Below are 26,319 nucleotides of genomic sequence, written 5' to 3' on the forward strand. Positions count from 1 at the left end.
TGCGCGCCGTTGCGCGCCGCGGAACGCGCAGCCCTGGCAGCCAATGACTTCGATCCCGCCACGAAACTCTGTGGCAACGGATCACCAAACCACCACAGCCCGAACAAATCGATGCGGCCGATCCGGTTCCCACCTCTATTAAAGGACGCTTTAAGAAGGGCTAACCGGACCAATCAGCATGGTCGTGGTGTCCAACGAGCGAAGTGCGAAGAGTCTTTGCTATTTGGCGGCGCGCGATCGATTAAGCGCCTTCGATCGGAACGCGGGATGCGTTCTGGCTACGGAAGCGATTGCCTTTCAGTCCCTTCCTAACTACCTAACATTTGCGCCCGTCAAGTGAGGTATCGACCGCTTATTGCGCGAAACTTGGCAATGACTTGCTTTAGGCGAGGAGTGAATGGAATCAGCAAGTTGCTGATGCGCATAAGCGCACATGTCCCCTCCGATCCCCCTAACTCCCCATATTTGCCACCAGATTTGCCACCACATGAAGAATCGACGCTGCGACATGTTGGCCACGCGACACTGGCGTGCCTCAACTTCGAAATTCGCCAGAACAGCCGGCGCGCTTCGAGCACGACCGTGTCATAAGTCCACGGTTTAGTTCCAGTGCTATTCCGCACCCTCCATGCTCGTAGTGTCGCAACGCACTTCTGCCATGAAGTTGACTATCGGCTGCCGCTCCGTAGCGGTCAAATCGACACCAGACAATTTCAATACACCAGACAGATAGTCGCACGCCGATTCCTGCGGCAACAAACAACGTCGAGTGTGCTTATCAACATGTACGCCTATTTCGACCGTGTACCAAATGTCTCCGCGAGGCTTTTCGCCGGGGCAGTCAGTACGCGCAATGCGTGCCTGGGTGTGTGCTGAGACGACTTGATATTTTGCTAGCGGCAAGACGATAAGAAATTCATTCGACTTTGTCTTGAAGGACTGCGTGGATAGGTAAACGATAGGCAGCGGATGGTTTCGGGGGCCTATGATCTGATACCAGATCCAACGCTTGACACCGGGGTCGCGAGCTCCACCTGCGAGCTCAATTCCTTCCGCACTTGCGACGCTTGTGCAGACAAGCAATGCCGTCATGGCGGTTGCGAATCGTAAGAGAGTCATTTCAATCCGCCCTCTCTATGAGTTGCTGCTGTGAAGGCCATGGCGCGACGCTCACAGGACTAATGTATCTGACCGTATCATTCGAGAGGATGAAGCCCCACTGAAACGTGAAACAACCAAGTCTGCTATACGTTCGACAAGGCGCGAAACCGGATTAACGTCAAGGCGACCGTCAACTCGCTGCCAGCCTGCCCGTAGACCTGAAGATCAAACAAAGAGATCCCTGTTTACCGGTAACTATCTCGGCCTACCTACGGTCGACTCAGTAACTCAAAAATGCGATTCCGACGTTTTTGATTTCTGAGTTCAAACCTTGATGTTGCAACTGCAACTAAAGCGGCGAATGAAAGTGGGTGAGCGTCTTTTGCTTGCCGGCGAAGCGATAGTTGTAGCGCCAGTAGCGCCGGCCGTTCGGATCGATCTGAAGGTATAAACCCCCAGCGTCCGCGAGGCGGCGCGTCCGAATGCCTTTTTTTGCAGCACGAGCTTGCGTGTCGGTGAGCATTTGATGGTATCTCCCCGCTCACCGCCGGAGATACCATCAAAAGTACCATCACGACGGCGAGACTAGGCGCAACGGTATGAGACGCCGAGATCTCGGAACATGCGGAGTTTCAAGGGAAATTCCGATTTCCGAGACAGCCTGAGCTGCCGTGAAAATAGTAATTGGCGGAGAGAGAGGGATTCGAACCCTCGAAGGGCTTTTGGCCCTTACGCCCTTAGCAGGGGCGCGCCTTCGACCACTCGGCCATCTCTCCGGGGGGCGCAATCATAATGAGCCGGAGAGCGATCTGGCAAAAATCGCGCGAAACAGGTCAGGCGGGCAGGCTTTCCCTCGGGGCGATGGTGTTTTCACCCTCGGCAGGCACATTTCCCTCGCCCGCGGCGCGCCCATTCTTGATGCGTTCGAAGATTTCTTCGCGGTGCACGGCAACGGTCTTCGGCGCATTGATACCGATGCGCACCTGATTGCCCTTCACGCCGAGTACCGTGACGGTCACGTCCTCGCCGATCACCACTGATTCGCCAACCCGCCGCGTCAAAATGAGCATGTTTCGGGCCCTCCATGGAGCCTCTTTATTATTGCCATCCGTGCCTGAATGCCGGGCTGGACAACGGTGCGGAACATTAGCACTCGTCCTACGCGCTGACCACAGATCGGCGTCTCATAACGGGCTGTTAAGTCCCAGATCCAGGTGCAGGCGTTTGACACAAGACTCGAGTTTGTCTTCCGCCACCAACACGGCGATCTTTATCTCCGACGTGGAAATGAGTAGCGCTTTCACGCCCTGCGCCGCAAGCGATTCAAAGAGTTGCGCCGCAACGCCCGCATGCGACCGCATGCCGACTCCGACAACCGCGACCTTCGCGACCTTGTCATCGGATGTCAGTCGCGCGCCCGGGAATCCGTTCGTGACGTCTTGCGCGATACGCTGTGCCTCGAGGTAGTCGTCACGATGCACCGTAAATGACAAGTCCTTGAGGCCATCGCGCGCCGTGGCTAACACGATCATGTCGACCTCGATGTTAGCCGCTGAGATCGGCCTGAGGACGCGTGCGATGCAGTCGGCCGTGTCGGGCAGCCCCGAAATCGTCAATTGGGCTTCGTCCCGGTTGAACGCGATGCCTGAGATGAGCGGAGCTTCCACGTTCGATTCCTCTTTGCAAATGAGCGTGCCGGCACCGGGGCGGAACGACGACAACACGCGCAGCGGTACCTGATATTTCGCTGCGAATTCGACCGAGCGCAGGTGCAGGACGCGCGAACCCTGGCCCGCAAGCTCGAGCATCTCTTCGAATGAGATACGCGACAGCAGCCGCGCTTCGGGAACCATGCGCGGATCGGTGGTGTACACGCCGTCGACATCGGTGAGGATCTGGCATTCGTATGCCTTGAGTGCGACTGCCAGAGCCACCGCGCTGGTATCGGAGCCACCTCGGCCGATGGTGGTGATATCACCGTCGTCGTCGACTCCCTGGAAGCCGGCGACCACCGGCACCTCGCCGTTGTCGAGGGAGTGCTGCAGTCGGGCGACCTCAACGGCGGTGATGCGCGCCCGCCGGTGGATGTTAGTGGTGCGAACGCGCACCTGGCTGCCGGTGAATGACCTTGCCGGAATGCCGCGTTCACACAGCGCCATGGCGAGCAACGAGATCGAAACCTGCTCGCCGGTCGAGAGCAACACGTCCATTTCGCGCGGATTCGGTTCGCGCGAAATGCCGGCGGCGAGATCGACCAGGCGGTCGGTGTGATCGCCCATGGCCGAGACCACCACGGCGATGCGATCGCCGCGCTCGCGCACGGCCGCGACCTTGGCCGCGACACGCTGGATGAGTTCCACCGAACCCACCGAGGTGCCGCCGTATTTCTGGACGATCGTTCTAGGCGCGCTCACGCACCGAGTTTGGCACGCACGAATGCCTCGACGCTCGACAATGCAGCGCCCAATGCCGCGGGATTGTTGCCTCCCGCTTGAGCGAAGTCCGGACGGCCACCGCCCTTTCCGCCTACCTGCCCGGCAACGTTGCCGACAAGTTCACCGGCTTTCACCTTGCCCGTCTGGTCGGCGGTGACGCCGGCCACGAGCGTGATCTTGTTAGTGGCATCGACCGAGGCGAGCACGATGACGGCGGACTTGAGTTTGTCCTTGAGCTGGTCGACGGCATTGCGCAGCGCGCCCGCGTCGGCGCCGTCGACCTGCGCTGCGACCAGTTTCACGCCCGCGATATCCGTGGCGCCTGCTGAAAGATCCGTGCCCTGCCCGCTCGCGAGCTTGTTCTTGAGCTCGCGGTTTTCTTTCTCGAGCTGGCGGATGCGCTCGAGCGCATCGGCCACCTTGGTCTTCACATCGTCGCGCGAGCCGCGCACGAGGCCGGCGACTTCCTTGATCAGCGCATCGGTGTGTTCAACGTAATCGAGCGCGCCTTCGGCAGTGATGGCTTCGATGCGGCGCACGCCCGCCGCGACGCCGCTTTCACTCAAGATCTTGAAGATGCCGATATCGCCCGAACGGGCGACGTGGGTGCCGCCGCACAGCTCCATCGAGAAATCGCCCATGCGCAGCACACGCACGTCCTTTTCGTATTTCTCGCCGAACAACGCGATGGCGCCTTGCGCGACGGCCGTGTCGTACGGCATCTCGCGCGTTTCGGCTGCGGTGTTTCTGCGGATCTCGGCGTTCACCAGGCGTTCGATCTGCGTGAGCTCGTCGGCGGTGATCGCCTGGAAATGCGAGAAATCGAAACGCAGGCGATCGGGCGCCACCAGCGAGCCTTTCTGCTGAACGTGGGTGCCGAGCACCTTGCGCAACGCGGCGTGTAAAAGATGTGTGGCCGAGTGATTGGCCTTGATGGCATCGCGGCGCACCGAATCAACGTTCGCAGCGAGGCTGTCGCCGATCTTGATGATGCCCTTCGTGAGCGTGCCCAGGTGCGAGTACGCGGCGCCGCGCTTCTGCGTGTCGGTGACCTGGAAGTTCGCGCTGACATTGCCGAGCTCGCCCGCATCGCCAACCTGGCCGCCCGACTCTGCATAAAAAGGAGTGCGGTCGAGAACGACTTCGCCTTCTTCGCCCGCATTCAATTCCTGCACCGTCGCGCCGGCCTTCAACAACGCGACGACCTTGCCGACGTCGGTGGTGGCTTCGTAGCCCAGGAAACTGGTCTTGCCTTCGAGCTGGATGCCGCCCGAGAGATCGACGCCAAACTTGCTGGCCGCCTGCGATTGTTTACGCTGCACTTCCATCGCGGCCTCGTAGCCGGCGTGGTCGATGGAGACGCCGCGCTCGCGCGCAATGTCGGCGGTGAGGTCGACCGGGAAACCATACGTGTCGTAGAGCTTGAAGACGGTTTCGCCGTCGAGCGTCTTGCCGCCCTTGGCCGCTGCGAACGCGCCGTCGAGCAATTGCATGCCGTTGGCGAGCGTTTCGGCGAAGCGTTCTTCTTCCTGCTTGAGCACGCGCTCCGCCAGCGCCCTGCCGGTAGTTAGCTCGGGGAATGCCACCGCCATCTCGCTGGCGAGCGTGGCGACCAGCTTGTAGAAGAACGCGTCCTTGATGCCGAGTTTGTAACCGTGGCGGATCGCGCGGCGGATGATGCGCCGGAGCACATAGCCGCGGCCCTCGTTCGAAGGCGTAACGCCGTCGATGATGAGGAACGTGCAGGCGCGGATGTGATCCGCGATCACTCGCAGGCTGCTATTGGTGAGATCCGTGGTGTTCGCGAGCGCGGCCGCGGCCTTCACGAGGTTCTTGAACAGATCGATGTCGTAGTTGTTGGTGACGCCCTGCATCACCGCCGACATGCGCTCGAGCCCCGCGCCGGTATCGACCGAGGGTTTCGGCAGCGGTGTGAGCTTGCCGTCCGCCGAGCGGTCGAACTGCATGAACACCAGGTTCCAGATCTCGACCCAGCGATCGCCGTCCTGATCGGGCGAGCCGGGAGGGCCGCCGGGGATGTGCGCACCGTGGTCGTAGAAGATTTCGGTGCACGGGCCGCAGGGACCGGTTTCGCCCATCTGCCAGAAATTGTCCGAGCCGCCGCCCGGTTTGTCGCCGATGCGCACGATCTTCTCTTTCGGAACGCCGGCTTCTTTGTGCCAGAGGTCGAACGCTTCGTCGTCCGTGGCGTACACGGTGACCATCAGCCGCGCCGGGTCGATCTTCAAAGTGCCGGTGACGAAATCCCAGGCGAACCGGATCGCGTCCTTCTTGAAGTAGTCGCCGAAGGAGAAGTTGCCGAGCATCTCGAAGAAGGTGTGATGGCGCGCGGTGTAGCCGACATTCTCGAGGTCGTTGTGTTTGCCACCGGCGCGTACGCAGCGCTGGCTGGTGGTGGCGCGCACGTAGTCGCGCTTTTCCTTGCCGAGGAAGCAGTCCTTGAACTGCACCATGCCGGCGTTGGTGAAGAGCAGCGTCGGGTCATTGCCCGGAACGAGGCTGGAGGATGCGACCACGGTGTGGCCACGATCGCGGAAAAATTCGAGGAAGGCGCGACGGACGTCCGCCGCGCTCATATAAGGCGGTGTGCTGGGCATGGGGCTCGGAGAGTTTTAAACGGGTTCGCTGCCCGGATCGAGGTCCGAATCATCATCGGGGGCCCCCTCCAGAACAGCGCGGATATGATCCGTTGAAAAGCCTCGGTATTGCAAAAATCTGGCCTGCCGCGCGCGTTCTTTGCGGTCTTTCGGGACTACGTCGCCGAACTTGCGGGCCCGGGTTGCCCTGGCCAGCTTCAGGAAGTCCGGCCCGTCCTCCTTGGCCTGGTCCATGGTGGTCTGGACGGCCTCGGCGTTGAGGCCCGCCCGGCGCAGTTCGTTGCGGATACGGGCTGGGCCCTGCCCCCGGCGCGCCCGTGCCGCGACCAGGTTGTCACCATAACGCCGATCGTCGACCAGCCGATGGGACTCGAGATCCGCGAGCGCGGATTCGATGGCGGGCGGGAGGTAGCCGCGCTCCTTGAGCTTGCGGCGCAATTCGGCGGTGGAAAAATCCCGCCGGGCGAGGAAGGTGACCGCGGCCGTGTGAGCGGCCTTGGGATCGCCTGCGACCTTTTCGTCGAGAGGCTTTTTTCCGCCCGGCCGGCGCATGGCTTGAGTTCGAGAGTACATACGAAACGGGGGCAGACTTTTACGTCTGCCCCCGCTCGTGAACTACCCGTATACACATCGACTGGAGACTCAGTCCTCTTTGCCGCCGACGCTCTTGAGCTCGGGGCGGGCCGGCTTCACCGGCACGAGCTTGGCGCGGATCTGCAGCTCGATTTCCTGCGCGAGCTCGGGACGACCCTTGAGGAATTCGCGGGCGTTGTCCTTGCCCTGACCGATGCGCTCGCCCTTGTAGCTGTACCAGGCACCGGATTTTTCGATGATGCCCTGCGCCGAACCCATGTCGATGATTTCGCCTTCGCGCGAGATGCCGAGGCCGTACATGATTTCGAACTCGGCTTCGCGGAACGGCGGAGCGACCTTGTTCTTCACCACTTTGACGCGCGTCTGGTTGCCGACGACTTCTTCGCCCGACTTGATGGCGCCGATGCGGCGGATGTCGAGACGCACGGACGCATAGAACTTGAGCGCGTTGCCGCCGGTGGTCGTCTCCGGGTTGCCGAACATCACGCCGATCTTCATGCGGATCTGGTTGATGAAGATGACCATGGTGTTCGAGCGCGAGATGTTGCCGGTGAGCTTGCGCAGCGCCTGCGACATGAGGCGCGCGTGCAGGCCCATCTGCGGCTCGCCCATCTCACCTTCGATCTCCGCCTTGGGCGTGAGCGCGGCGACCGAGTCCACGACGACGAGATCCACCGCGCCGGAACGCACCAGCATGTCGACGATTTCGAGCGCCTGTTCGCCCGTGTCCGGCTGCGAGACGAGCAATTCGTTGACGTTGACGCCTAACTTCTCGGCGTAGGAAGGATCGAGCGCGTGTTCGGCATCCACGAACGCGGCGGTACCGCCCAGCTTCTGGATTTCGGCGACCACCTGCAGCGTGAGCGTGGTCTTGCCGGAAGACTCCGGCCCGTAGATCTCGATGACGCGACCGCGCGGCAGGCCGCCGATACCCAACGCGATGTCGAGGCCCAGCGAACCGGTGGAGACGGCTTCGACGTCGTACGAGGCGGCCGCGTCGCCGAGACGCATGACCGAACCTTTGCCGAATTGCTTCTCGATCTGACTCAGTGCGGCAACCAGTGCCTTCTTGCGGTTGTCATCCATCGCGAAATCCCCTTTAGCAGCGAGCGTTTTGATGGAAAAAAATTTATCACAGCTCCCTGTATAAATACACAGCTATTTCTCTGCGAAATACTAAGTTTCTCGGCTATCCAGTGGCCATGTGTCGACGACACTGTATAGTGAGCCCGCTTCAGTCCGCCTGCTCTCCATCAACGCGAATCGATCCGCGCGCATCACCAAAGGCATTGCAAGCGGCCGTGGCCATTCGAGGCCCGCCGCCAATTCACTGCGCACCTTGCGGCCCAACGTGAAATGCGGACGGAACGGTTTGATGTCCGGAGAAAAACCCGCGGCGATGATGGCCTCGCCGAGATGTTGCGCGAGTTCGGCGGCAGGCTGTGCGCCACCACCAATCCCTGCGGTCGCGCACAAAATCTTCGGCTTGTCCCAGATCTCGAGCGCATCGAACGTCAGCGTTGCCCGGTCGCCACGCAGCGTCGCCGCCACCGCGCGCAGCGCATCGAGTCGTTCACTCTCGACCGCGCCAACGAAACACAGTGTGGCATGGAGATTCTGCGCGGGCACCGCCTGCGCCTGCAGCTGCGCGACGAGCGGCGCAACTTCGGCGACCAGAGACGTACCCGCTTGCGCACACGGCACCAGCGCAAAGAAGAGCCGCAACGAGCTCACGGCGGCGGCGGCAACGCCTTCAACAGATTGAGCGCGTATTCGACCGCTTGCCGCCGCACCGCATCGCGATCGCCGTTGAATTGAATGAGATGCCCTTCGCACTGGACGCGATCGGGAAACTTGAGCGCCAGCGCAAACCACACCGTGCCCACGGGTTTGCCCAGAACCGCGCCGCCCGGGCCCGCGATGCCGCTGACCGCGATCGCAACGTTCCCGGCCGTACGCTCCAACGCGCCCTCGGCCATCGCGCGTACCACCGCATCGCTCACGGCGCCTTCGGTTTCGATCAGCTTTTCGGGCACGCCCAGGTCGCGCGTCTTGGCCGCGTTCGAGTAACACACGAAGCCGCAGTCGAACCACTCCGAACTGCCGGCGATATCGGTGACGAGTTTGGCGATCCAGCCGCCGGTGCAGGATTCCGCGGCGACCAGCCGGCGTTGCGACCCGTGCAGCCGCAACCCCACTTCCCGCACGAGCGCCGACAGCGTCTGATCGGAAGGGATTTTCATGGGCGTGATTCTCGCATGCGGGCGCTTCGCGTACGCTAGCCGCCCGCTCTTCCGGGTCCGCGATGAACCAGAACGCCGCCAGCCAGCACACGCCGATGATGCAGCAATACCTGCGCATCAAGGCCGAACACCCGAACACGCTCCTCTTCTATCGCATGGGCGATTTCTACGAGCTGTTCTACGACGACGCGCGGCGCGCGGCGAAACTCATCGACATCACGCTGACCTCGCGCGGGCAATCCGCGGGCGAGCCGATTCCGATGGCGGGCGTGCCGTATCACAGCGTCGAGACTTATCTGGCTCGCCTCGTACGCAAGGGCGAATCCGTCGCGTTGTGCGAGCAGATCGGTGATCCCGCGAAATCGAAGGGACCGGTCGAACGGCAGGTGGTGCGCGTGGTCACGCCGGGCACCGTCACCGATGACGCGCTGCTGGAACAACGCCGTGAAACACTGCTGGCCGCCGTGGTGCGGCGCGCGGACAAGGAAGGCGTGCGTTTCGGCCTCGCCTGGCTGGACCTCGCTGCCGGCCGCTTCAACGTGCTCGAGTGCGACGGCGACAACGCGCTCGAAGCCGAGCTCGAACGCCTCAAGCCCGCCGAGTTGTTAGGCCCCGAGGACCAGGCGGGAGAACTGGGCGAGATCACCCAGGGCGAATTGCGCTCGCGGCCGCCGTGGCACTTCGAACTCTCCAGCGCCTCGCGGCTGCTGACTGATCAGCTCGGCACGCTCGATCTGCGTGGCTTCGGCGCCGACGATCTGCCGCTCGCGATCGCGGCCGCCGGCGGTCTGCTGCAGTACGTGCGCGAAACGCAGAAGACTGCGCTGCCGCACATCAACACATTGGTAGTCGAGGAGCGCGGCGACGCGTTGCATCTCGACGCGGCGACGCGCCGCAATCTGGAAATCGACGTGTCGCTGTCGGGGCAGGATTCCGCGACGTTGTTTGCGCTGCTCGATGCGACGGTGACACCGATGGGCTCGCGCGCCCTGCGCCGCTGGCTCAATCGCCCGCTGACCAATCAACAGGAACTGCGACGCCGCTACCAGGCGATCGCGCTGCTGGTCGACGCGCGGCGCTTCGAAGGATTGCGCGAACCGCTGCGCGCCATCGGCGACGTCGAGCGCATTCTCGCCCGCGTCGCGTTGCGCAGCGCGCGGCCGCGCGACCTCACGTCCCTGCGCGGCTCCATCGGCGCGCTGCCCGGCCTGCGCGCCGCATTGAAACGCATCGAGGCGCCGCTCATCGTCGAGCTGACCGACACCATCGGCGAACACGCCGACGTGTTCGATCTCCTGCAGCAGGCGATCGCGGAAGAACCGTCTGTGGTGCTGCGCGAAGGCGATGTGATCGCCCCCGGCTACGACGCCGAGCTCGATGAGCTGCGGCAGATATCCACTCACACGGATGAATTCCTGCTCGAGCTCGAGCGGCGCGAACGCGAACGTTCCGGCATTCCGTCGCTCAAGCTGTCGTACAACCGCGTGTCCGGCTTCTTCATCGAAGTGAATCGACAACACGCCGAACGCGTGCCGAAGGATTACATCCGTCGCCAGACGGTGAAATCCGCCGAGCGCTTCATCACCGCCGAGCTCAAGGGCTTCGAAGACAAGGTGCTCGGCGCGCGCGACAAGGCGCTGGCGCGTGAGCGCGAGATCTACGACATCGTTTTGACGCAGCTCATCGATCGGCTGGGTGCGCTGCAGGCTACGGCCGGCGCGCTGTCCTCCATCGATGTGTTGACCGCGCTGGCGGAGCGCGCCGCCGAACTCGGCTGGACGGAGCCCACGCTGGTCGCGGAGACGCGGCTCGAAATCCGCGGCGGCCGCCATCCCGTGGTCGAGCATTTCATCGAGGGCGCGTTCGTGCCCAACGACCTGGTGCTCGACGCCTCGCGGCGCATGTTGGTGGTCACGGGACCTAACATGGGCGGCAAGTCCACCTACATGCGCCAGGGCGCGTTGATCGCGCTGCTCGCGCACGTCGGCAGCTTCGTGCCGGCGGAGAAATTCATCTGTGGCCCGCTCGATCGCATCTTCACGCGCATCGGCGCGGGGGACGATCTCGCCGGCGGCCGTTCCACGTTCATGGTGGAAATGACCGAAGCGGCCAACATCCTCAACAACGCGACGGACAAGAGTCTCATCCTCATGGACGAGATCGGCCGCGGCACCAGCACGTTCGATGGTCTGTCGCTCGCGTGGGCGGTGGCGCGCCACATCGCCCGCGTGAACCGTTCGTTCACCTTGTTTGCGACTCACTACTTCGAACTGACCAGCCTCGCGAACGAAGTCGACGGCTGCGCGAACGTGCATCTGGACGCCACCGAACATCGCGACGGAATCGTGTTTCTGCACGCGGTGAAGGAAGGGCCGGCGAGCCGCAGCTACGGACTTGCGGTGGCGCAGCTCGCGGGCGTGCCGCGCGAAGTCATCGCCGCCGCGCGCGAATATCTCGCGGCGCTGGAAAAAGGCGGCGGTGCGCAGACCGACGCCGCGCACAACCCACGTTCGCGTGGCCGCGCCGCATCGACGCACACGCCGCAGGCGCAGTTGCCGCTGGAGCCACCGGCGGCTGCGCCGCCCGACCCGCGCTTGTTGGAGCTCGAGGCGGCGTTGCGCGCGGTCAGCGCGGACGACCTGACGCCGCGCGCGGCGCTGGATCTCGTTTACAAGTTGCGGGCGCTGCTCGGCTGACAGATGCCGGGCTGGAAGGCCTGCGCCGCTACGAAACGAAGCGGCCATGGGCGAGGAATTCGCCCACTTGCTCCGCCACGCCGCGCGAAGCCAGCATTCCCATGTGGCTCACCGGCAAGGTGACATGCGCGGTGTGGCCCGGTAGTTTGGTCTCGCTGACGCCAATGGTGCCGTCGCAATCCTCGTCGAAACGCGCGAAGAAGCGGCCGAGACCGAGCGGCCGCGAGCCCGCGATCAAACCGAGCTCGCGTTCGTTGCGCCATTCGCGCGCGCCGCTGGGCGTAACGAGTTCGTTGATGACCATGCGGCCGATGAGCCGCGACAATACCGGCAGCTTGCCCACGCGCTCGGCGGTCTTGCTCTTGACGGCTGGTGAACCGAGGAACACCACGCGGCCCGGCGGCAGATCCCTCGCGATCTCGAAATAGCGATGCAGCACGATGCCGCCCAGGCTATGGCCGACGAAATGCAGGCGGTCGGCCTCGATGCTGCTGACGAAACGCGTGAGTCGCTCGAGCACCGGCTCCATCGAACTACCCACGGTCGGGTAGCTGAAGCTGTGGCAGGCGAAGCCGTGTTGCGCGGCCAATCGCCGCCGCAAAAGCGCCGACTCGGCACCGGTGAGCCACAATCCGTGAACGAAGACTGCGGCTTCGCGCGCCATCAGCTCGCGGGCGGGGGCGTCCGCACTCGAATGTGCACTTCGCGCAGCTGCTTCTCGCTGATCTCGGTGGGCGCGTCGGTGAGCGGATCCGCCGCCGTCTGCGTCTTCGGGAACGCGATGACGTCGCGGATGCTCTCCGTGCCGGTCATGTGCATGACCAGCCGGTCGAGACCGAACGCGATGCCGCCGTGCGGCGGCGCGCCGAACTTGAGCGCATCCAGCAGGAAGCCGAACTTGAGCTGGGCTTCCTCGGGTCCGATGCCCAACAGGTCGAACACCGCCGACTGCATGTCCTGGCGGAAGATACGCACCGAGCCGCCGGCGATTTCGCTGCCGTTCAGCACGAGGTCGTAGGCCTTGGCCAACGCACCGTCTGGCTTCGCCTTGAGGGCAGCAACGTCGTCGTTGACCGGCGAGGTGAACGGGTGATGCATGGCGACCCAGCGCTTCTCGTCCGGATCCCAGTCGAACATGGGGAAGTCCACGACCCACAGGGGCCGCCAGCCTTCCTGGGTCAGCTTCTGATCGACGCCCACTTTCAGGCGCAACGCTCCGATGGCATCGCTAACTACCTTGGCGCTGTCGGCGCCGAAGAAAATCAGGTCACCGTCTTTGGAGCCCGTGCGTTCGAGAATCCCCTTCACGGAGTCATCGGACAGGAATTTCACGATGGGCGATTGCAGTCCTTCCTTGCCTTTCGCCGTCTCGTTCACCTTGATGTAGGCGAGGCCCTTCGCGCCGTAACGTGCGACGAAGGTGGTGTAGTCGTCGATCTGCGAACGCGGCATCGCGCCGCCGCCCGGCACGCGCAATGCCGCGACGCGGCCCTTTGGATCCTTGGCGGGGCCGGCGAACACCTTGAAATCGCAGGTTGCGACGAGGTCGGCAACGTCGACGAGCTCGAGCGGGTTGCGCAGGTCGGGCTTGTCCGAACCGAACCGGCGCATGGCTTCCGCGTATGCCATGCGCGGGAACGGATTTGCCAGATCCACGCCGATGCCGTCCTTGAAGAAGTGACGCGTCAACTTCTCCATGAGCTCCATGATCTGTTCCTGCGAAAGGAACGAGGTCTCGATGTCGAGCTGCGTGAATTCAGGCTGGCGATCGGCGCGCAGATCTTCATCGCGGAAACATTTGACGATCTGGTAGTAGCGGTCGAAGCCCGCGACCATGAGCAGCTGCTTGAAGATCTGCGGCGACTGCGGCAGCGCGAAGAATTTGCCCGCGTGTGTGCGCGACGGCACGAGGTAGTCGCGCGCGCCTTCCGGAGTGGCCTTCGTGAGCACCGGCGTTTCGATGTCGACGAAACCGGCATCGTCCAGGTAGTGGCGCATCGCGCGCGTGATCTTGTGGCGCAGGCGCAGGCGCTTGCTCATCTCCTCGCGGCGCAGATCGATGTAGCGGTACTTGAGGCGCACCTCTTCGCTGACGTGTTCGTCGAGCTGGAACGGCAGCGGCTCGGACCGGTTGAGCGTCACCAGTTCGCGCGCTAACAACTCGACCTTGCCCGAGGCCAGGTTGGCGTTGGCGGTGCCGGCCGGGCGGTCCCGCACCAGTCCACGCACCTTGATCACGAACTCGTTGCGCAGCTTCTCGGCCTCGCCAAACTGGGCCTTGTCGTCCGGGTCGATCACCACCTGCAGCAGGCCTTCACGGTCGCGGATGTCCACGAAAATGACGCCGCCATGATCGCGTCGGCGATGAACCCAGCCGGCGACCGTAACCTCTTGACCAACCAGCTTTTCATTGACCTGGCCGCAGTAGTGAGAACGCATGGAAACCTTGGAATTTGGCAATGGGGAAAGGGCGGCGATGTTACCGGGTTGGCGGCGCCTTCGGAAACAATGCCGTTCAGCTACGGTGCACCCGCCCGGCGATAGGCTGCCGACGGTGGTTTAACTGCCGCGCGGCTCGTGGAATCATCCGTCGCGGCGGCGGTCGTATGGGCTGGCCCGCCCCATTCAAAAAGAACTGAGGTACACATGAAGCGTCCGTTGATCGCTCTCTTGACGGCCACCGCCCTGCTGGCGGCCGGCTCCGCGGCACAGGCCGCCACGTTTGTGGCAGGCAAACACTACAGCGTGCTGCCGCAGGCCCAGCGCACCACGGTCGGCCCGGGCAAAGTGGAAGTGATGGAAGTCTTTTCGTACGGCTGTCCGGCCTGCAATCACTTCCGGCCCACCATGAAAAAGCTCAAGGCCGCGCTGCCCGCCAATGCGCAGCTGACGTATCTGCCGGCATCGTGGAATACCGCCGAGAACTGGCCTTTGTTCCAGCGCGCCTACCTCACGGCGCAGTCGCTGGGCGTCGCCGAAAAAGCGCACGACGCCATGTTCGAGGCGATCTGGACCACCGACGAGCTCGGCATCATCGACAAGAATTCGCAGCGGATCAAAAGCCGGCTGCCGTCGATCGACGACGCGGCGAAATTCTATCAACGCGTGACGGGCGTGAAAGCCGCGGACTTCGTGAATGCGTCGAAGTCCTTCAGCGTCGATCTAAAGATGCGTCAGGCCGATACGCAAATCATGGCGATGCAGGTTTCCGGCACACCCACGCTGGTGGTGGCCGGCAAGTACCGCGTGAACAACGATGCGTTCAAGAACGATGACGAAATCATCGCCGCGGTGAAGTACCTCGTCGCGAAGGAAACGCCGCCCGCCGCGCCGGCCAAGAAGACATGAATCCGAAAAGCGCAGCTGAGCGGTGCCGGGCAGGGGGTTTCGGGGTTCGCGACTACCTCGCCGAACCCCGAAACCCCCTGCCCGGCACCGCTCAGTTGCGCAGATACCAGGCGTAGTCGAGTTCGCTGACTTCGGCGGAGAAGCGCGCGCATTCCTGGTTCTTGATGGCGAGGAAGATCTTCATGAATTCCTCGCCCAGCGTCTCGCGCAGGAACGTGGAGGCTGCGGCGCCATCGAGCGCTTCGCGCCAGGTCGACGGCAACACCCTGGCGGCCGACTGCGCATATCCATTACCTTCGACCGGAGCTCCGGGATCGGCGCGATCGCGCAAGCCCCGCCCCGCCCCGCCCAATACGCTGGCCACGGCCAGATACAGATTCGCGTCGGCGCCTGCGATGCGGTGTTCGACGTGCCGCGAGATCGGCGGGCCGGCGGGTATGCGCAACGACACCGAGCGATTGTTGATGCCCCAGATCGGCGCGATCGGCGCGTAACTCTCGCTGACGAACCGCCGGTAGGAATTGGCGTTGGGCGCGAATATCGCCATCGATTCGGCCATCGCCGCTTTCATTCCGCCGATGGCATGGCGCAGCGCCGGAGTCCCGGCCGGATCCTCGCTGGCAAACATGTTGTTGCCGCCCGCGTCGTTCATGCTGACGTGCACGTGCAGGCCGCTGCCCGCGCGACCCGTGAATGGCTTCGCCATGAAACAGGCGATGAGCCCGTGTTTGCGCGCCGCACCGCGCAGGATGCGCTTGAACATCACCGCCTCGTCGACGGCGCGCAGTGCATCCGCGCGATGATGCAGCGTGATCTCGAACTGCCCGGGTGAATATTCCGACATCAACGTTTCGGCCGGCAAGCCCTGCGTCGCCGCCGCGGCATAGACATCGTCGAACACCGGCGCGAGGTCGTCGAGCCGCGTCAGGCTATAGGCGTCTATCTTCTGGCGCTCGCTCGCGCGGCCACCGCCGGCCGGCACCAGCTTGCCGCCCGCCTCTTCCTTCAGTAGATAGAACTCGAGCTCGCAGGCAACGACGGGGGTGAGCGCCTGACGGGCGAACGACTCGACGACACGCGCCAGCACGTGGCGCGGATCCGCGGCGGCGGGTTGGCCGCGCCCGTCGAACATGGTGAGCAGCAACTGCCCGGTGGGCGCTGCAATCCACGGCGCGCGCACCAGCGTGCCCGCGACCGGCCGCGCGGTCATGTCGGCATCACCCGTGTCCCATACGAGGCCCGTGTCGTCGACGTCGACGCCGGTGATGTCGAGCCCGAGTATCGACCCCGCCACCTGCCGGCCCGTATCGAAGATGCGCTCGAGTTCGGAGACTCGCACCGATTTGCCGCGCAGCACGCCGGAGGGATCGGTGATCATGATCTGCACGGCCAACACGTCGGGATGCGCCGCGACGAACGCCGCGAGTTCCTGCTGGCTGGCGATGCCGGTCGAACTCGTCATGACGTACTTCCGACCTCTTTCAGACACGCCGACAGGTGCTTGAGCAGCGTGTCGGCGTGCGCCGTGGTGGTCACGGGGGAGCACAACATCATGTTGTGGAACGGCGTGAGCAACACTCCACGATTGAGCAGGTACAGATGAATCGCGTGTTCGAGCTCGGGCCAAGCGGTGCGCTCGGATTCGACGCCGTCGCGCGCCGGCTTGCCGAACCCGAACTCGAGGCGCGCGCCGACGCGCGCCACGTGCCAGGCCAGCGACTGCGCCGCGAATACGCGGCCCAGGCCTTCCGATAGATAACTCGCACAGGACTGCATGGCGGAGTAGTTAGCAGGCGTCATGAGCTCATCGATGCAGGCTTCCAGACAGGCCAGCGCCAGCGCGTTCGCGGACAACGTGGTGCCCATGCCCGAATGCCCGCCAGCGCGGTCTTGCTGCACGCGCCGCATGCCGGCCTCCACCTCGGCGGTGAAGCCGAACACGGCGCAGGGCATGCCGCCGGCGATGGCCTTGCCGCAGACCCAGATGTCGGGCTGCAGATCCTGCGCGTGCGCGTAGCCACCGCGCGCGGTAGACAGGGTGTGCGTCTCGTCGAGGATCAGCAGCACGTTGTGACGGCGCGTGACCTCGCGCAGCTTGTGCAGAAAGCCTTCTTCGGGCAGCACCATGCCGATGTTCGTCATGACGGGCTCGGCGATCAACGCGGCGGTGCGGCCGCGCGCCAAAACCTTCTCCAACGCGGCGATGTCGTTGAACGGAACGGCATCGGTCGTCGCGCTCACATCGTGATTCATGCCGATGAGCCCGGCGCGGGCGCGCGTGCCGCCCTTGTCTTTCATATCAGGAAGCGCGCGGACCAGCGTTTCCTCCACGGTGCCGTGGTAACAACCGTCGAACACGAGAATGCGCGCGCGGCCGGTGATCGCTCTCGCCCAGCGCAGCACCGCGCGGTTTGCATCGGTGGCGGTCTGCGTCATCTGCCAGAACGGCAGGCCGAACAACGCAGCGAGTTTTTCCCCCACACGCGCGACCCGCTCCGCGGGCAGCATCGAGGTGATGCCCGCGACACCAGTCTCGGCCAGCGCACGTGCGATCGCAGGGGGCGAGTGGCCGAACATCGAGCCGGTGTCGCCGAAACAGAAATCGACGTAGTGGTTGCCGTCGACGTCCTCGACATCGACCCCCGAGGCGCGCCGCACGAACAGCGGATGCGGCGTGCTCCAGTCGCGCATCCAGTGCATGGGCACGCCGTTCAGCCAGTGCGCGGCGCTCGCCTGCGCGAGCCGCGCGGATTCAGTGTGGGTCGCCGTAAAGCTCTCGCGCTCGCGCGCCGCGAGCCGGCTCAGCGCTTCACTGTCGATGCCGGGGCGCCGCGCGTAGTTCATGGCGGACGGGATTCAACGGCGCTTGCGCGCCGGCTTTGTTTTGGTCTTGACGCGCGCCGCGGCCGGCTTGCGCGCCGACTTGCTGGCTTTTTCGGCTGCCGGCTTGGCGGGCTCGCTCTTCGAAGATTCCGCTTTCGCAGTGTCAGGTTTGGCGGCGTCCGACTTCGAGTCGGACTTGGTGTCCGCCTTGGTGTCCGCCTTGGTGTCCGCCTTGGTCTCGGCCTTGGTCTCTTCCTTGTCGGCGCCTGCGAGATTGCGCTTGTTTTCCTTGTCCGACTTGAAGTCGGTTTCGTACCAGCCCGACCCTTTGAGGCGGAACAGCGGCGCGGACATCAGCTTCTTGAGGCCGTTCTTGCCGCAGTTCGGGCACTTCTTCAGCGGCTTGTCGGTGACCTTCTGCAGCGCCTCTTCGTGGTGGCCACAGTGCGGACATTCGTATTCGTAGAAAGGCATGACATCCCCGGAAGATCGACCGGCGCGATTATAGCGAGGCTGCGCCGTGTCAACCCGCCTTGTCGAATATCAAGCCGTTCCCGTCGGCGTGGCCACGGATGCGATCTCCCGGCAGAAATTTGCCCGACAGAATCGCCTGCGCGAGCGGATTCTCCACCTGCTGCTGTATGGCGCGCTTCAGGGGGCGTGCGCCATACACCGGGTCGTAACCCGCCTCGCCGAGTTTGTTCAGCGCGGCATCGTCGAGCACGAGCTCGAGATTGCGGTCCAGCAATCGGCGCTTGAGCTGCGCGAGCTGGATGTCCACGATCGCGCGGATCTGTGCCGTGCCGAGCGGGTGAAACACGCAGATGTCGTCGATGCGGTTGATGAACTCCGGCCGGAAGTTGGCCTGGACCACTTCCATCACCGCCGACTTCATCTTCGCGTAGTTGCCTTCACCGGCGAACGTCTGGATCACATCGGACCCGAGATTCGACGTCATGATGATCACGGTATTGCGGAAATCGACCGTGCGGCCCTGGCCATCGGTCAAGCGGCCGTCGTCCAGCACCTGCAGCAACACGTTGAATACGTCCGGGTGCGCCTTCTCGACCTCGTCTAACAAGATCACGGCGTACGGGCGGCGACGGACCGCTTCGGTCAGCTGCCCGCCTTCGTCGTAGCCCACGTATCCCGGCGGCGCGCCGATGAGGCGCGAGACGGAATGTTTCTCCATGAACTCGGACATGTCGATGCGCACCATCGACTCTTCCGTGTCGAACAGGAATTCCGCCAGCGCCTTGCAGAGCTCGGTCTTGCCGACGCCCGTGGGGCCGAGGAACAGGAACGAACCATTCGGTCGGCGCGGATCGGACAGGCCAGCGCGCGAGCGGCGGATGGCGTTCGAAACGATCTTCACCGCCTCATCCTGGCCGACGACGCGTTTGTTGAGCGCCTCTTCCATGCGCAGCAGCTTGTCCTTCTCACCCTCGAGCATTTTCGAAACTGGAATGCCGGTCCATTTGGAAACCACTTCCGCGATTTCCTCTTCGGTCACCTTGTTGCGGACCAGCTGCGTTTCCTTGCTCTCGGCGATGGTCGCCTGCGCGAGCTTGCGCTCGAGCGCCGGCAGCACTTCGTACTGGATCTGCGCGACGCGCGTGAGGTCGCCCTTGCGGCGAGCGGTATCCATGTCGAGCTTGGCCTGCTCCTGCTCCTCGCGCACGGTGGCGGCGCCCTGCAGCGAGGCCTTCTCGCTCTTCCAGATCTCTTCGAGGTCCGAGTATTCCTTCTCGAGGCCCTTGAGTGTGTCCTGCAGCGTAGATAGACGCTTCTTCGTCGCGTCGTCCTTCTCTTTCTTGAGCGCCTCCTGCTCGATTTTGAGCTGGATGATGCGGCGCTCGAGCTTGTCCAGCACTTCGGGCTTGGAGTCGATTTCCATGCGGATGCGCGCGCCGGCCTCGTCGATCAAGTCGATGGCCTTGTCGGGCAGCTGCCGGTCCGCGATGTAGCGATGCGAGAGCACGGCCGCGGCGACGATCGCCGGATCGGTGATCTCGACCTTGTGATGCACCTCGTAACGCTCCTGCAGTCCGCGCAGGATCGCGATGGTGTCTTCGACCGTCGGCTCTTCGACCAGCACCTTCTGGAAGCGGCGCTCGAGCGCGGCGTCCTTCTCGATGTACTTGCGGTACTCGTCGAGCGTCGTGGCCCCGACGCAATGCAGCTCGCCACGCGCGAGCGCGGGCTTGAGCATGTTGCCGGCATCCATGGCGCCCTCGGCCTTGCCGGCGCCGACCATGGTGTGCAACTCGTCGATGAACAGGATGACCTGGCCTTCCTGCTTCGACAGGTCGTTGAGCACACCTTTGAGGCGCTCTTCGAACTCACCACGGAATTTCGCGCCAGCGATGAGAGAACCCATGTCGAGCGCGAGAATGCGCTTGCCTTTCAGGCCCTCGGGCACTTCGCCGTTGATGATGCGTTGCGCGAGCCCTTCGACAATCGCGGTCTTGCCGACGCCCGGTTCGCCGATGAGCACCGGGTTGTTCTTCGTGCGGCGCGCCAGCACCTGCACCGTGCGGCGGATTTCATCGTCGCGGCCGATCACCGGATCGAGCTTGCCGCTCGCCGCGCGTGCGGTCAGATCGACCGTGTATTTCTCGAGCGCACCGCGCTTTTCTTCGGCATGGCTGTCGTTCACGGCTTCACCGCCACGCACCTGCTCGATGGCCTTTTCGATCGCGGCCTTCGACGCACCGGCGTCCTTGAGTAGTTTGGCGAGGGTATTCTTGTCTTCGAACGAGGCGAGCACGAACAACTCGCTCGAGATGTATTCATCCTTACGCTGCTGCGCGAGCTTGTCCGTGACGTTGAGCAGCCGGCCGAGATCCTGCGAGACATGGACGTCGCCGGGTGTGCCTTGCACCGTCGGAAGCTTGTCGAGCGCCGCGTCGAGATCCTTGCGCAGCTTGGCGACGTTGGCGCCGGCTTTCACGAGTAATGGACGCGTACTGCCGTCCTGCTGATCGAGCAGCGCGCCGAGCACGTGCGCGGGTTCCATGAACTGGTTGTCGCGGCCGACGGCCAGGGACTGGGCATCGGCAAGGGCCGACTGGAATCGGCTGGTGAGTTTGTCCATTCGCATAGGCGCACAAGGTGGGGCTCCGGCGGCAAACGTTCAAGGGCTGGAAGGGCTCGCACCTCGATCGCGGCAGGCTGACGGCAGGTATTTGTTGGGCAGGTCGCTGCCCGAGGTGCAATCGGCCGGCGTCACCCCGGCCTCGCGCTTCTTAGTGAGCGTGATTTTCGGCGAAGGCGATGATCGCAATACCGCAGCCAATGAGCAGAACCTGCGTGATGCTGGAGCGCGGATCCACTTTTCGGTGCAGGCCCGGAATCAGATCGGCGACCGCGACGTACAGCAGACTCGAGGCGGCCACGGCCACCGCGAATGGCAGCGCCGCGAGGGCCGACTCGAGCGCGAAATAACCGATGACGCCGCCGACCACGGCGGTCAGGCTCGCGAGCAGATTGAGCAGCAGCGCCCGCCCGCGCGAGACTCCGGAATTCAACAACACGGCAAAGATGCCGATTTCCTGGGGGATTTCGTGCGCCATGATCGCGAGCGCGGTCACGATGCCGAGATGCGTATCGGTCAGGAAGGCGGCGGCGATCAACACGCCATCGAGCGCGTTGTGCAGCGAATCGCCGACCAACACCAGCGCTCCGCTTGCCTTCTGGCGGGCGTGCGCATGGTGCGCGTCTCCCACCGTGTGTTCGTCGCAGTGATCGTCGTGGCAGTGGCGCCAGAGCAGGAACTTCTCCAGCACGAAGAACAGCGCGATGCCCGCGATCAACGCGATGCCGACTTCGTGCACACGCTCGCTGCCCGCGCCGAGCACTGCGTGCGGGATCAGGCCGAGCAGCGCCGCACCTAACAAGGCGCCAGTGGCGAAGCTGACCATATGCGGCATGACGCTCTCGCGCTGCCGCGCCGGCAACGCCAGGAACAGGCCGGCCGCGAGCACCGAAACCACGCCTGAGAACAGCGTGAACAGAACGATGAGGAGCAGCGTATTCAAGGGCCGGAAATGCTAACACGCACGCTCAAGCGCGCTCGTCTCTCCAAATGAGCGCCGCCATGCGACCGCCCCTGCCGTCCCGGCGATGCGAATAGAACCGCCGCGGATCCGCGTAGGTGCACCACTCGCCACCGGCCACATCGTCGATGCCCAGCGCCGCCAGCCGGCGGCGGGCGAGCCCGGCGAGGTCGGCCTGCCAGCGTCCACGCTCGTTGGCTGCGAAGAACGCGGCGGCACCGGCATCGGCCGCGACGAACGCGGTGCGAACCTCCTCGCCTACCTCGAAATGCAGCTTCGAGATTGCGGGACCTAACCAGGCCGTGAGACGTCCTCCGGGCACACCCATCGCAGCCACCGTGCGCTCGAGAACTCCCGCGGCCAGGCCGCGCCAGCCCGCATGCGCGGCCGCGACGACAGCGCCATCGCGGCTGGCAAACAACACGGGCAGGCAATCCGCGACCATCACGACGCACACGCGGCCGCCGGCGCGCGCGACCGCAGCATCGGCCGTGACGGGTGCGCCGGACTCGCCCGTGGCATCAAGGTCCGACACCACCACGCCGTGCACCTGACTGAGCCACAACGGCTCCGCCGTCAGGGCCAGCTGCGTTCGCAGCCGCGCGCGGTTGCGGGCCACCGATTCCGGCGCGTCGCCGACGTGCGCGGCGACATTGAACGAATCCCACGGCGCTTCGCTTACTCCCCCGCAGCGCGTGGTGAACGCGGCGGCGACGCCGTGCGGCAGCCGCCAGTCGAACTCGAGCAACGACTCGCCCGCCGCCGCGCCGCTCATTTGCCAGCCTCGCGCCGGTCGCGTTCCAGCGCGTCCAACAACCCGGTGAGATCAGCCGGCAGCGGCGCCGCATAAGTCACGGGCTTGTGTGTCTTTGGATGCGCGAACGAAAGCCGCGCGGCGTGCAACGCCTGGCGTTGAAAGCCTTCCAGCGCGGCCCTGAGCGCCGCGCTGGCGCCGGCCGGCAGGCGCTTGCGGCCGCCATACACGGGGTCGCCGACGATCGGATAACCGATGTGCGCGAGATGAACGCGGATCTGGTGCGTACGGCCGGTTTCGAGACTCACGCGGGCGAGCGTGTGTGCGCGGAATCGTTTCTCGATGCGGTAGTGAGTGACCGCGGCACGTCCGTCCGCGCGCACCGCCATCTTGATTCGCTGAGTGCGGTGACGGCCGATGGGTTCATCGACCGTGCCGCCGCCGGTCATCGCACCGGTGCACACCGCCAGGTATTCGCGCTCGATCTCGTGCGCGCCAAGCGCCGCGACCAGCGCGGTGTGCGCTTCCAGCGTGCGCGCCACGACTAACAACCCGCTGGTGTCCTTGTCGATACGATGCACGAGCCCGGCGCGCGGCACGCGCCGCAGCTTCGCGTCGTGCGCCAGCAGCGCGTTCTGCAAGGTATGTTCGCGATTGCCCGCGCCCGGGTGCACGACCACGCCCGGCGCCTTGTTCAATACGATGATGCTCGCGTCCTGGTGGACGATGTCGAGCGGCAGTTTTTCCGCGGCGATGCCGGTCTGCTCCTCGATGCGGGCTTCGACGCTGGCGGTTTCACCGCCCGTCACGAGGTCGCGCGCGCGTGGCACCAGTCCGTTGACCAGGACCGCTCCGGAGTCGATCCAGTTCTGGATGCGGGTGCGCGAATACTGCGGCAGCAGCTGTGCGAGCGCCTGATCGAGGCGCCGGCCGGCGAATTCGGAGGGCAATTCGAGGCGATGGGTCTGGAACTTGGGGGTCAACCGTGTGGTCCGAGCCTGCTGGGGGCCGCTATACTTCACGCGTCCGGCGACCATATCAAATTCAAAAATCCGGCAAGTTCAATTACCCGGCAATCTAGAGAAACGGCACAACCCTTCATGCGATCACTGCGTACGGCCGGAATCCTGACACTCATTTCCATCTCCCTGGGCTTGGGGCTGACCGCCTGCAAGACCAAGGACGGCGCCGAGGGGCCCATGACCGACCCCGCGGTGGTCTATGAACGCGGGCACCGCGCCCTCCAGCAGGGCGATTACCCGCTGGCCGTCAAGATCTACGAAGCGCTGATGGCCCGCTACCCGTTCGCGGCCGAGTCGCGGCAGTCCCGCCTCGACGTCATTTACGCCTACTACCGCGCGGGCGAATCCGAGTCCGCCATCGACGCCGCGGACACCTTCATTCGCGAGAACCCGACCCATCCGCGTATCGACTACGCCTGGTATCTCAAGGGCCTCACCGATTTCGAGCGCATGCCGAACTTCATGGAACGCTGGTTCCGCGTCGACCTGAACCAGCGGCCGCCGTCCGAGGCCCGCCGCTCGTTCGCGTCGTTCGCCACCGTCGTCGAGCAATATCCGAACAGCGACTACGCGCACGATTCGCGCCGTCGCATGGTGTACCTGCGCAATCGCCTGGCCGATTACGAAATCGCCGTGGCGCGGTACTACGTGGGCCGCGGTGCGTACGTCGCCGCCGCGCAGCGCGCCAAGGTGGCCATCGAAGAATTCGACGGCGCGCCCGCGGTGCGCGAGGCGCTCGAGATCATGGCCTACTGCTACGACAAAATGGATCTCAAGGAACTCGCCGCGCAGACCCGCACGATGTATCGGCAGAATTTCGAGGGCGAAATGGGCGAGAAGAAAGCGGCGCCCAAGCGCAAGTGGTGGAAATTGTGGCTCGCCTCGTAACGAGCCGCCACGACTCTCACTACCCCGCTAACTACCGCCGGTAACCGCTGGTAATCGGGTATCGCCAGTCGCGGCCGAACGCGCGGCGGCTCACCCGTACACCCGGCGGTGCCTGCCGGCGTTTGTATTCATTGCGTTTGACCAGATCCAGCACGCGCCCCACGGTCGCCCGGTCGAAGCCCCGTGCGCAGATTTCATCGACCGACAGATCTTCCTCGATGAACGCTTCGAGGATCGGGTCCAGCACTTCATAGGGCGGCAGCGAGTCGCTGTCCTTCTGGTCGGGCCGCAGCTCGGCCGACGGCGGACGATCGATCACGCGGCGCGGAATCGCCGGCGCCGCCGGGCTCCCCACGGAATTTCGATACTCGGCCAGCCGATAGACGAGCAGCTTGCTGCAGTCCTTGATGGGCGCGAAACCGCCTGCCATGTCGCCGTACAAGGTGGCATAACCCACCGCCATCTCGCTCTTGTTGCCCGTGGTCAGCAGCATCTTGCCGGTCTTGTTGGAGATGCCCATGAGCAGCACCATGCGGCAGCGCGACTGGATGTTTTCTTCGGTGGTGTCGGGATTGCGGCCGGCGAATTCCCCGGCGAGAGTGGCCTCGGCCGCCTTCATCATCTCGCCGATCGGCAACACGCTGTATTTGACGCCGAGGATGTCCGCCTGCGCGCGCGCGTCGTCGAGGCTCATCTGCGAGGTATAGGGCGACGGCATCATGACGGCGTGTACGTGGTCCTTGCCCAGTGCATCCACGGCGATGGCCAGCGTCAGCGCCGAATCGATGCCGCCCGACAGACCCATCACGACGCCCGGAAATCCGTGTTTGCCGACGTAGTCGCGCACGCCGAGCACCAGCGCGTGATAGACGCTTTCGGCATCGCTGAGCATCGGGGCGACGAGACCCGGCAACACGCGCACGACGCCGCCCACGCGTTCGAACTCGACCTGGTAGAGCCCTTCCTCGAACGGCGGCGCGCGCATCACGACCACGCCCGCACCATCCATGACGAATGAATTGCCGTCGAACACCAGTTCGTCCTGGCCGCCCAGCATGTTGACGTACACGACGGGGAGACCTAGATCCCGCACGCAGCGGCGCACGATGTCCTCGCGATTCTCCTGCTTGCGTTGTTCGAACGGCGACGCGTTGAGCACGACGAACATCTCGGCGCCCGCCGATCGCGCCAGCTGCGCGGGCTCCGGCTCCCAGATGTCCTCGCAGACGAGAATACCGATACGGAAGCCGCGGAAATCCACCACGGTCGGCTGGCTGCCCGCCTTGAAATATCGCTTCTCGTCGAACACCTTGTAGTTAGGCAGCGCGCTCTTGCGATGCGTGGCGCGTACTTCGCCGCCTTCGATCAGCGCGGCGGAATTGAACAGCTGTGAGCCCGCATATTCCGGGAACCCGACCACCACGCCGCAAGACGCCTTCGCGCCGCGCACGGTGTCGAGGCCCTTGTCGACCTGCGCGCGGAAGCCACGGTGGAACAGCAGGTCTTCGGGCGGATACCCCGACAACGTGAGCTCCGGCAGCACCAGCAGGTCGGTGCCTAGCTCCCCGCAAGCGCGCTCCGCGGCCGCGACGATGCGTTTCGCGTTGCCCGCGATGTCGCCCACGAGCAGGTTCAACTGCCCGAGGGCGATCCGCAGCTTGTCAGGAGATGCCACCGCGGCCGCGTTACTTCGCGCGCCGCGCCGTCTTGGATTTCTTCTTGGCGGCCTTCTTCTTCAG

The 26,319-nt window shown here is 64.2% G+C and carries 22 protein-coding genes and 1 tRNA gene; 3 read left to right on the forward strand and 20 right to left on the reverse strand.

Features of this window, described 5'->3' with window-relative positions; translation table 11 throughout:
- Positions 1-612: 612 nt before the first annotated feature.
- From WDO72_06580 to WDO72_06625, 10 genes are all read right to left on the reverse strand, one after another.
- Positions 613-1,092 carry a hypothetical protein gene (locus WDO72_06580; protein ID MEJ0085328.1) on the reverse strand — a complete coding sequence of 160 codons (480 nt, stop codon included), beginning with the start codon at positions 1,090-1,092 and terminating at the stop codon, positions 613-615.
- Positions 1,093-1,450: 358 nt separating this feature from the next.
- Positions 1,451-1,624 (reverse strand): Arm DNA-binding domain-containing protein, encoded by a 174-nt coding sequence (locus tag WDO72_06585; protein MEJ0085329.1) that lies wholly within the window; start codon positions 1,622-1,624, stop codon positions 1,451-1,453.
- A 162-nt stretch (positions 1,625-1,786) separates the two neighbouring features.
- Positions 1,787-1,877, reverse strand: a tRNA-Ser gene (locus WDO72_06590).
- A gap of 57 nt (positions 1,878-1,934) precedes the next feature.
- Positions 1,935-2,171 (reverse strand): carbon storage regulator CsrA, encoded by a 237-nt coding sequence (gene csrA, locus WDO72_06595; GenBank protein ID MEJ0085330.1) that lies wholly within the window; start codon positions 2,169-2,171, stop codon positions 1,935-1,937.
- A gap of 114 nt (positions 2,172-2,285) precedes the next feature.
- Complete coding sequence (locus WDO72_06600; protein MEJ0085331.1) at positions 2,286-3,515, reverse strand: aspartate kinase; 1,230 nt, start codon at positions 3,513-3,515, stop codon at positions 2,286-2,288.
- A complete protein-coding gene (gene alaS / locus WDO72_06605; GenBank protein ID MEJ0085332.1) occupies positions 3,512-6,133 on the reverse strand; it encodes an alanine--tRNA ligase in 2,622 nt (873 codons plus the stop codon). Before alaS ends, WDO72_06600 begins: the two co-directional genes overlap by 4 nt.
- A 36-nt stretch (positions 6,134-6,169) precedes the next feature.
- Positions 6,170-6,706, reverse strand: coding sequence for a regulatory protein RecX (locus WDO72_06610; GenBank protein ID MEJ0085333.1), 537 nt, complete (start codon positions 6,704-6,706; stop codon positions 6,170-6,172).
- Positions 6,707-6,796: 90 nt separating this feature from the next.
- The gene (recA, locus tag WDO72_06615) at positions 6,797-7,834 is read right to left on the reverse strand and encodes a recombinase RecA (protein ID MEJ0085334.1); all 1,038 of its coding nucleotides are present in this window, start codon (positions 7,832-7,834) and stop codon (positions 6,797-6,799) included.
- 90 nt (positions 7,835-7,924) lie between these two features.
- Positions 7,925-8,482: an RNA 2',3'-cyclic phosphodiesterase gene (gene thpR, locus WDO72_06620; protein ID MEJ0085335.1), complete on the reverse strand. Its 558-nt coding sequence runs from the start codon at positions 8,480-8,482 to the stop codon at positions 7,925-7,927.
- The gene (locus WDO72_06625; protein MEJ0085336.1) at positions 8,479-8,991 is read right to left on the reverse strand and encodes a nicotinamide-nucleotide amidohydrolase family protein; all 513 of its coding nucleotides are present in this window, start codon (positions 8,989-8,991) and stop codon (positions 8,479-8,481) included. Before WDO72_06625 ends, thpR begins: the two co-directional genes overlap by 4 nt.
- 62 nt (positions 8,992-9,053) lie before the next feature.
- Here WDO72_06625 and mutS point away from each other — a divergent pair, with 62 nt between their 5' ends.
- Entirely contained in the window at positions 9,054-11,687 is a 2,634-nt protein-coding gene (gene mutS, locus WDO72_06630) for a DNA mismatch repair protein MutS (protein ID MEJ0085337.1), read from the forward strand.
- Between the two features lie 28 nt (positions 11,688-11,715).
- On the opposite strand, the gene WDO72_06635 is transcribed toward mutS, so the two are convergent.
- A complete protein-coding gene (locus tag WDO72_06635) occupies positions 11,716-12,351 on the reverse strand; it encodes an alpha/beta fold hydrolase (protein ID MEJ0085338.1) in 636 nt (211 codons plus the stop codon).
- Positions 12,351-14,126 (reverse strand): aspartate--tRNA ligase, encoded by a 1,776-nt coding sequence (gene aspS, locus WDO72_06640; GenBank protein MEJ0085339.1) that lies wholly within the window; start codon positions 14,124-14,126, stop codon positions 12,351-12,353. The genes WDO72_06635 and aspS overlap by 1 nt, the downstream gene beginning before the upstream one ends.
- Positions 14,127-14,333: 207 nt before the next feature.
- On the opposite strand from aspS, the gene WDO72_06645 reads away from it, so the two are divergent.
- Positions 14,334-15,035 (forward strand): thiol:disulfide interchange protein DsbA/DsbL, encoded by a 702-nt coding sequence (locus WDO72_06645; protein MEJ0085340.1) that lies wholly within the window; start codon positions 14,334-14,336, stop codon positions 15,033-15,035.
- A 91-nt stretch (positions 15,036-15,126) separates the two neighbouring features.
- Here the strand turns inward: WDO72_06645 and WDO72_06650 are convergent, their stop codons facing one another.
- From WDO72_06650 to rluD, 7 genes are all read right to left on the reverse strand, one after another.
- Positions 15,127-16,497 (reverse strand): glutamine synthetase family protein, encoded by a 1,371-nt coding sequence (locus WDO72_06650; protein ID MEJ0085341.1) that lies wholly within the window; start codon positions 16,495-16,497, stop codon positions 15,127-15,129.
- The gene (locus WDO72_06655; GenBank protein ID MEJ0085342.1) at positions 16,494-17,879 is read right to left on the reverse strand and encodes a transaminase; all 1,386 of its coding nucleotides are present in this window, start codon (positions 17,877-17,879) and stop codon (positions 16,494-16,496) included. The genes WDO72_06650 and WDO72_06655 overlap by 4 nt, the downstream gene beginning before the upstream one ends.
- Before the next feature lie 12 nt (positions 17,880-17,891).
- On the reverse strand, positions 17,892-18,332 hold the full coding sequence (locus WDO72_06660; GenBank protein MEJ0085343.1) for an FmdB family zinc ribbon protein: 441 nt from the start codon (positions 18,330-18,332) through the stop codon (positions 17,892-17,894).
- Between the two features lie 49 nt (positions 18,333-18,381).
- Positions 18,382-20,961, reverse strand: a complete 2,580-nt coding sequence (clpB, locus tag WDO72_06665) for an ATP-dependent chaperone ClpB (GenBank protein MEJ0085344.1) — start codon at positions 20,959-20,961, stop codon at positions 18,382-18,384.
- 145 nt (positions 20,962-21,106) lie between these two features.
- Complete coding sequence (locus WDO72_06670; protein ID MEJ0085345.1) at positions 21,107-21,898, reverse strand: ZIP family metal transporter; 792 nt, start codon at positions 21,896-21,898, stop codon at positions 21,107-21,109.
- A gap of 25 nt (positions 21,899-21,923) precedes the next feature.
- Positions 21,924-22,691 carry a peptidoglycan editing factor PgeF gene (pgeF, locus tag WDO72_06675; GenBank protein MEJ0085346.1) on the reverse strand — a complete coding sequence of 256 codons (768 nt, stop codon included), beginning with the start codon at positions 22,689-22,691 and terminating at the stop codon, positions 21,924-21,926.
- On the reverse strand, positions 22,688-23,653 hold the full coding sequence (gene rluD / locus WDO72_06680; GenBank protein ID MEJ0085347.1) for a 23S rRNA pseudouridine(1911/1915/1917) synthase RluD: 966 nt from the start codon (positions 23,651-23,653) through the stop codon (positions 22,688-22,690). The genes pgeF and rluD overlap by 4 nt, the downstream gene beginning before the upstream one ends.
- Before the next feature lie 117 nt (positions 23,654-23,770).
- Between rluD and WDO72_06685 the strand changes: the two genes are divergently transcribed.
- The gene (locus WDO72_06685; protein ID MEJ0085348.1) at positions 23,771-24,580 is read left to right on the forward strand and encodes an outer membrane protein assembly factor BamD; all 810 of its coding nucleotides are present in this window, start codon (positions 23,771-23,773) and stop codon (positions 24,578-24,580) included.
- 31 nt (positions 24,581-24,611) lie between these two features.
- Here WDO72_06685 and WDO72_06690 read toward each other — a convergent pair whose 3' ends face one another.
- On the reverse strand, positions 24,612-26,255 hold the full coding sequence (locus WDO72_06690; protein MEJ0085349.1) for an NAD+ synthase: 1,644 nt from the start codon (positions 26,253-26,255) through the stop codon (positions 24,612-24,614).
- Positions 26,256-26,319: the final 64 nt, after the last annotated feature.

The organism is Pseudomonadota bacterium, assembly GCA_037200975.1.
GTDB lineage: Bacteria > Pseudomonadota > Gammaproteobacteria > Steroidobacterales > Steroidobacteraceae > CADEED01.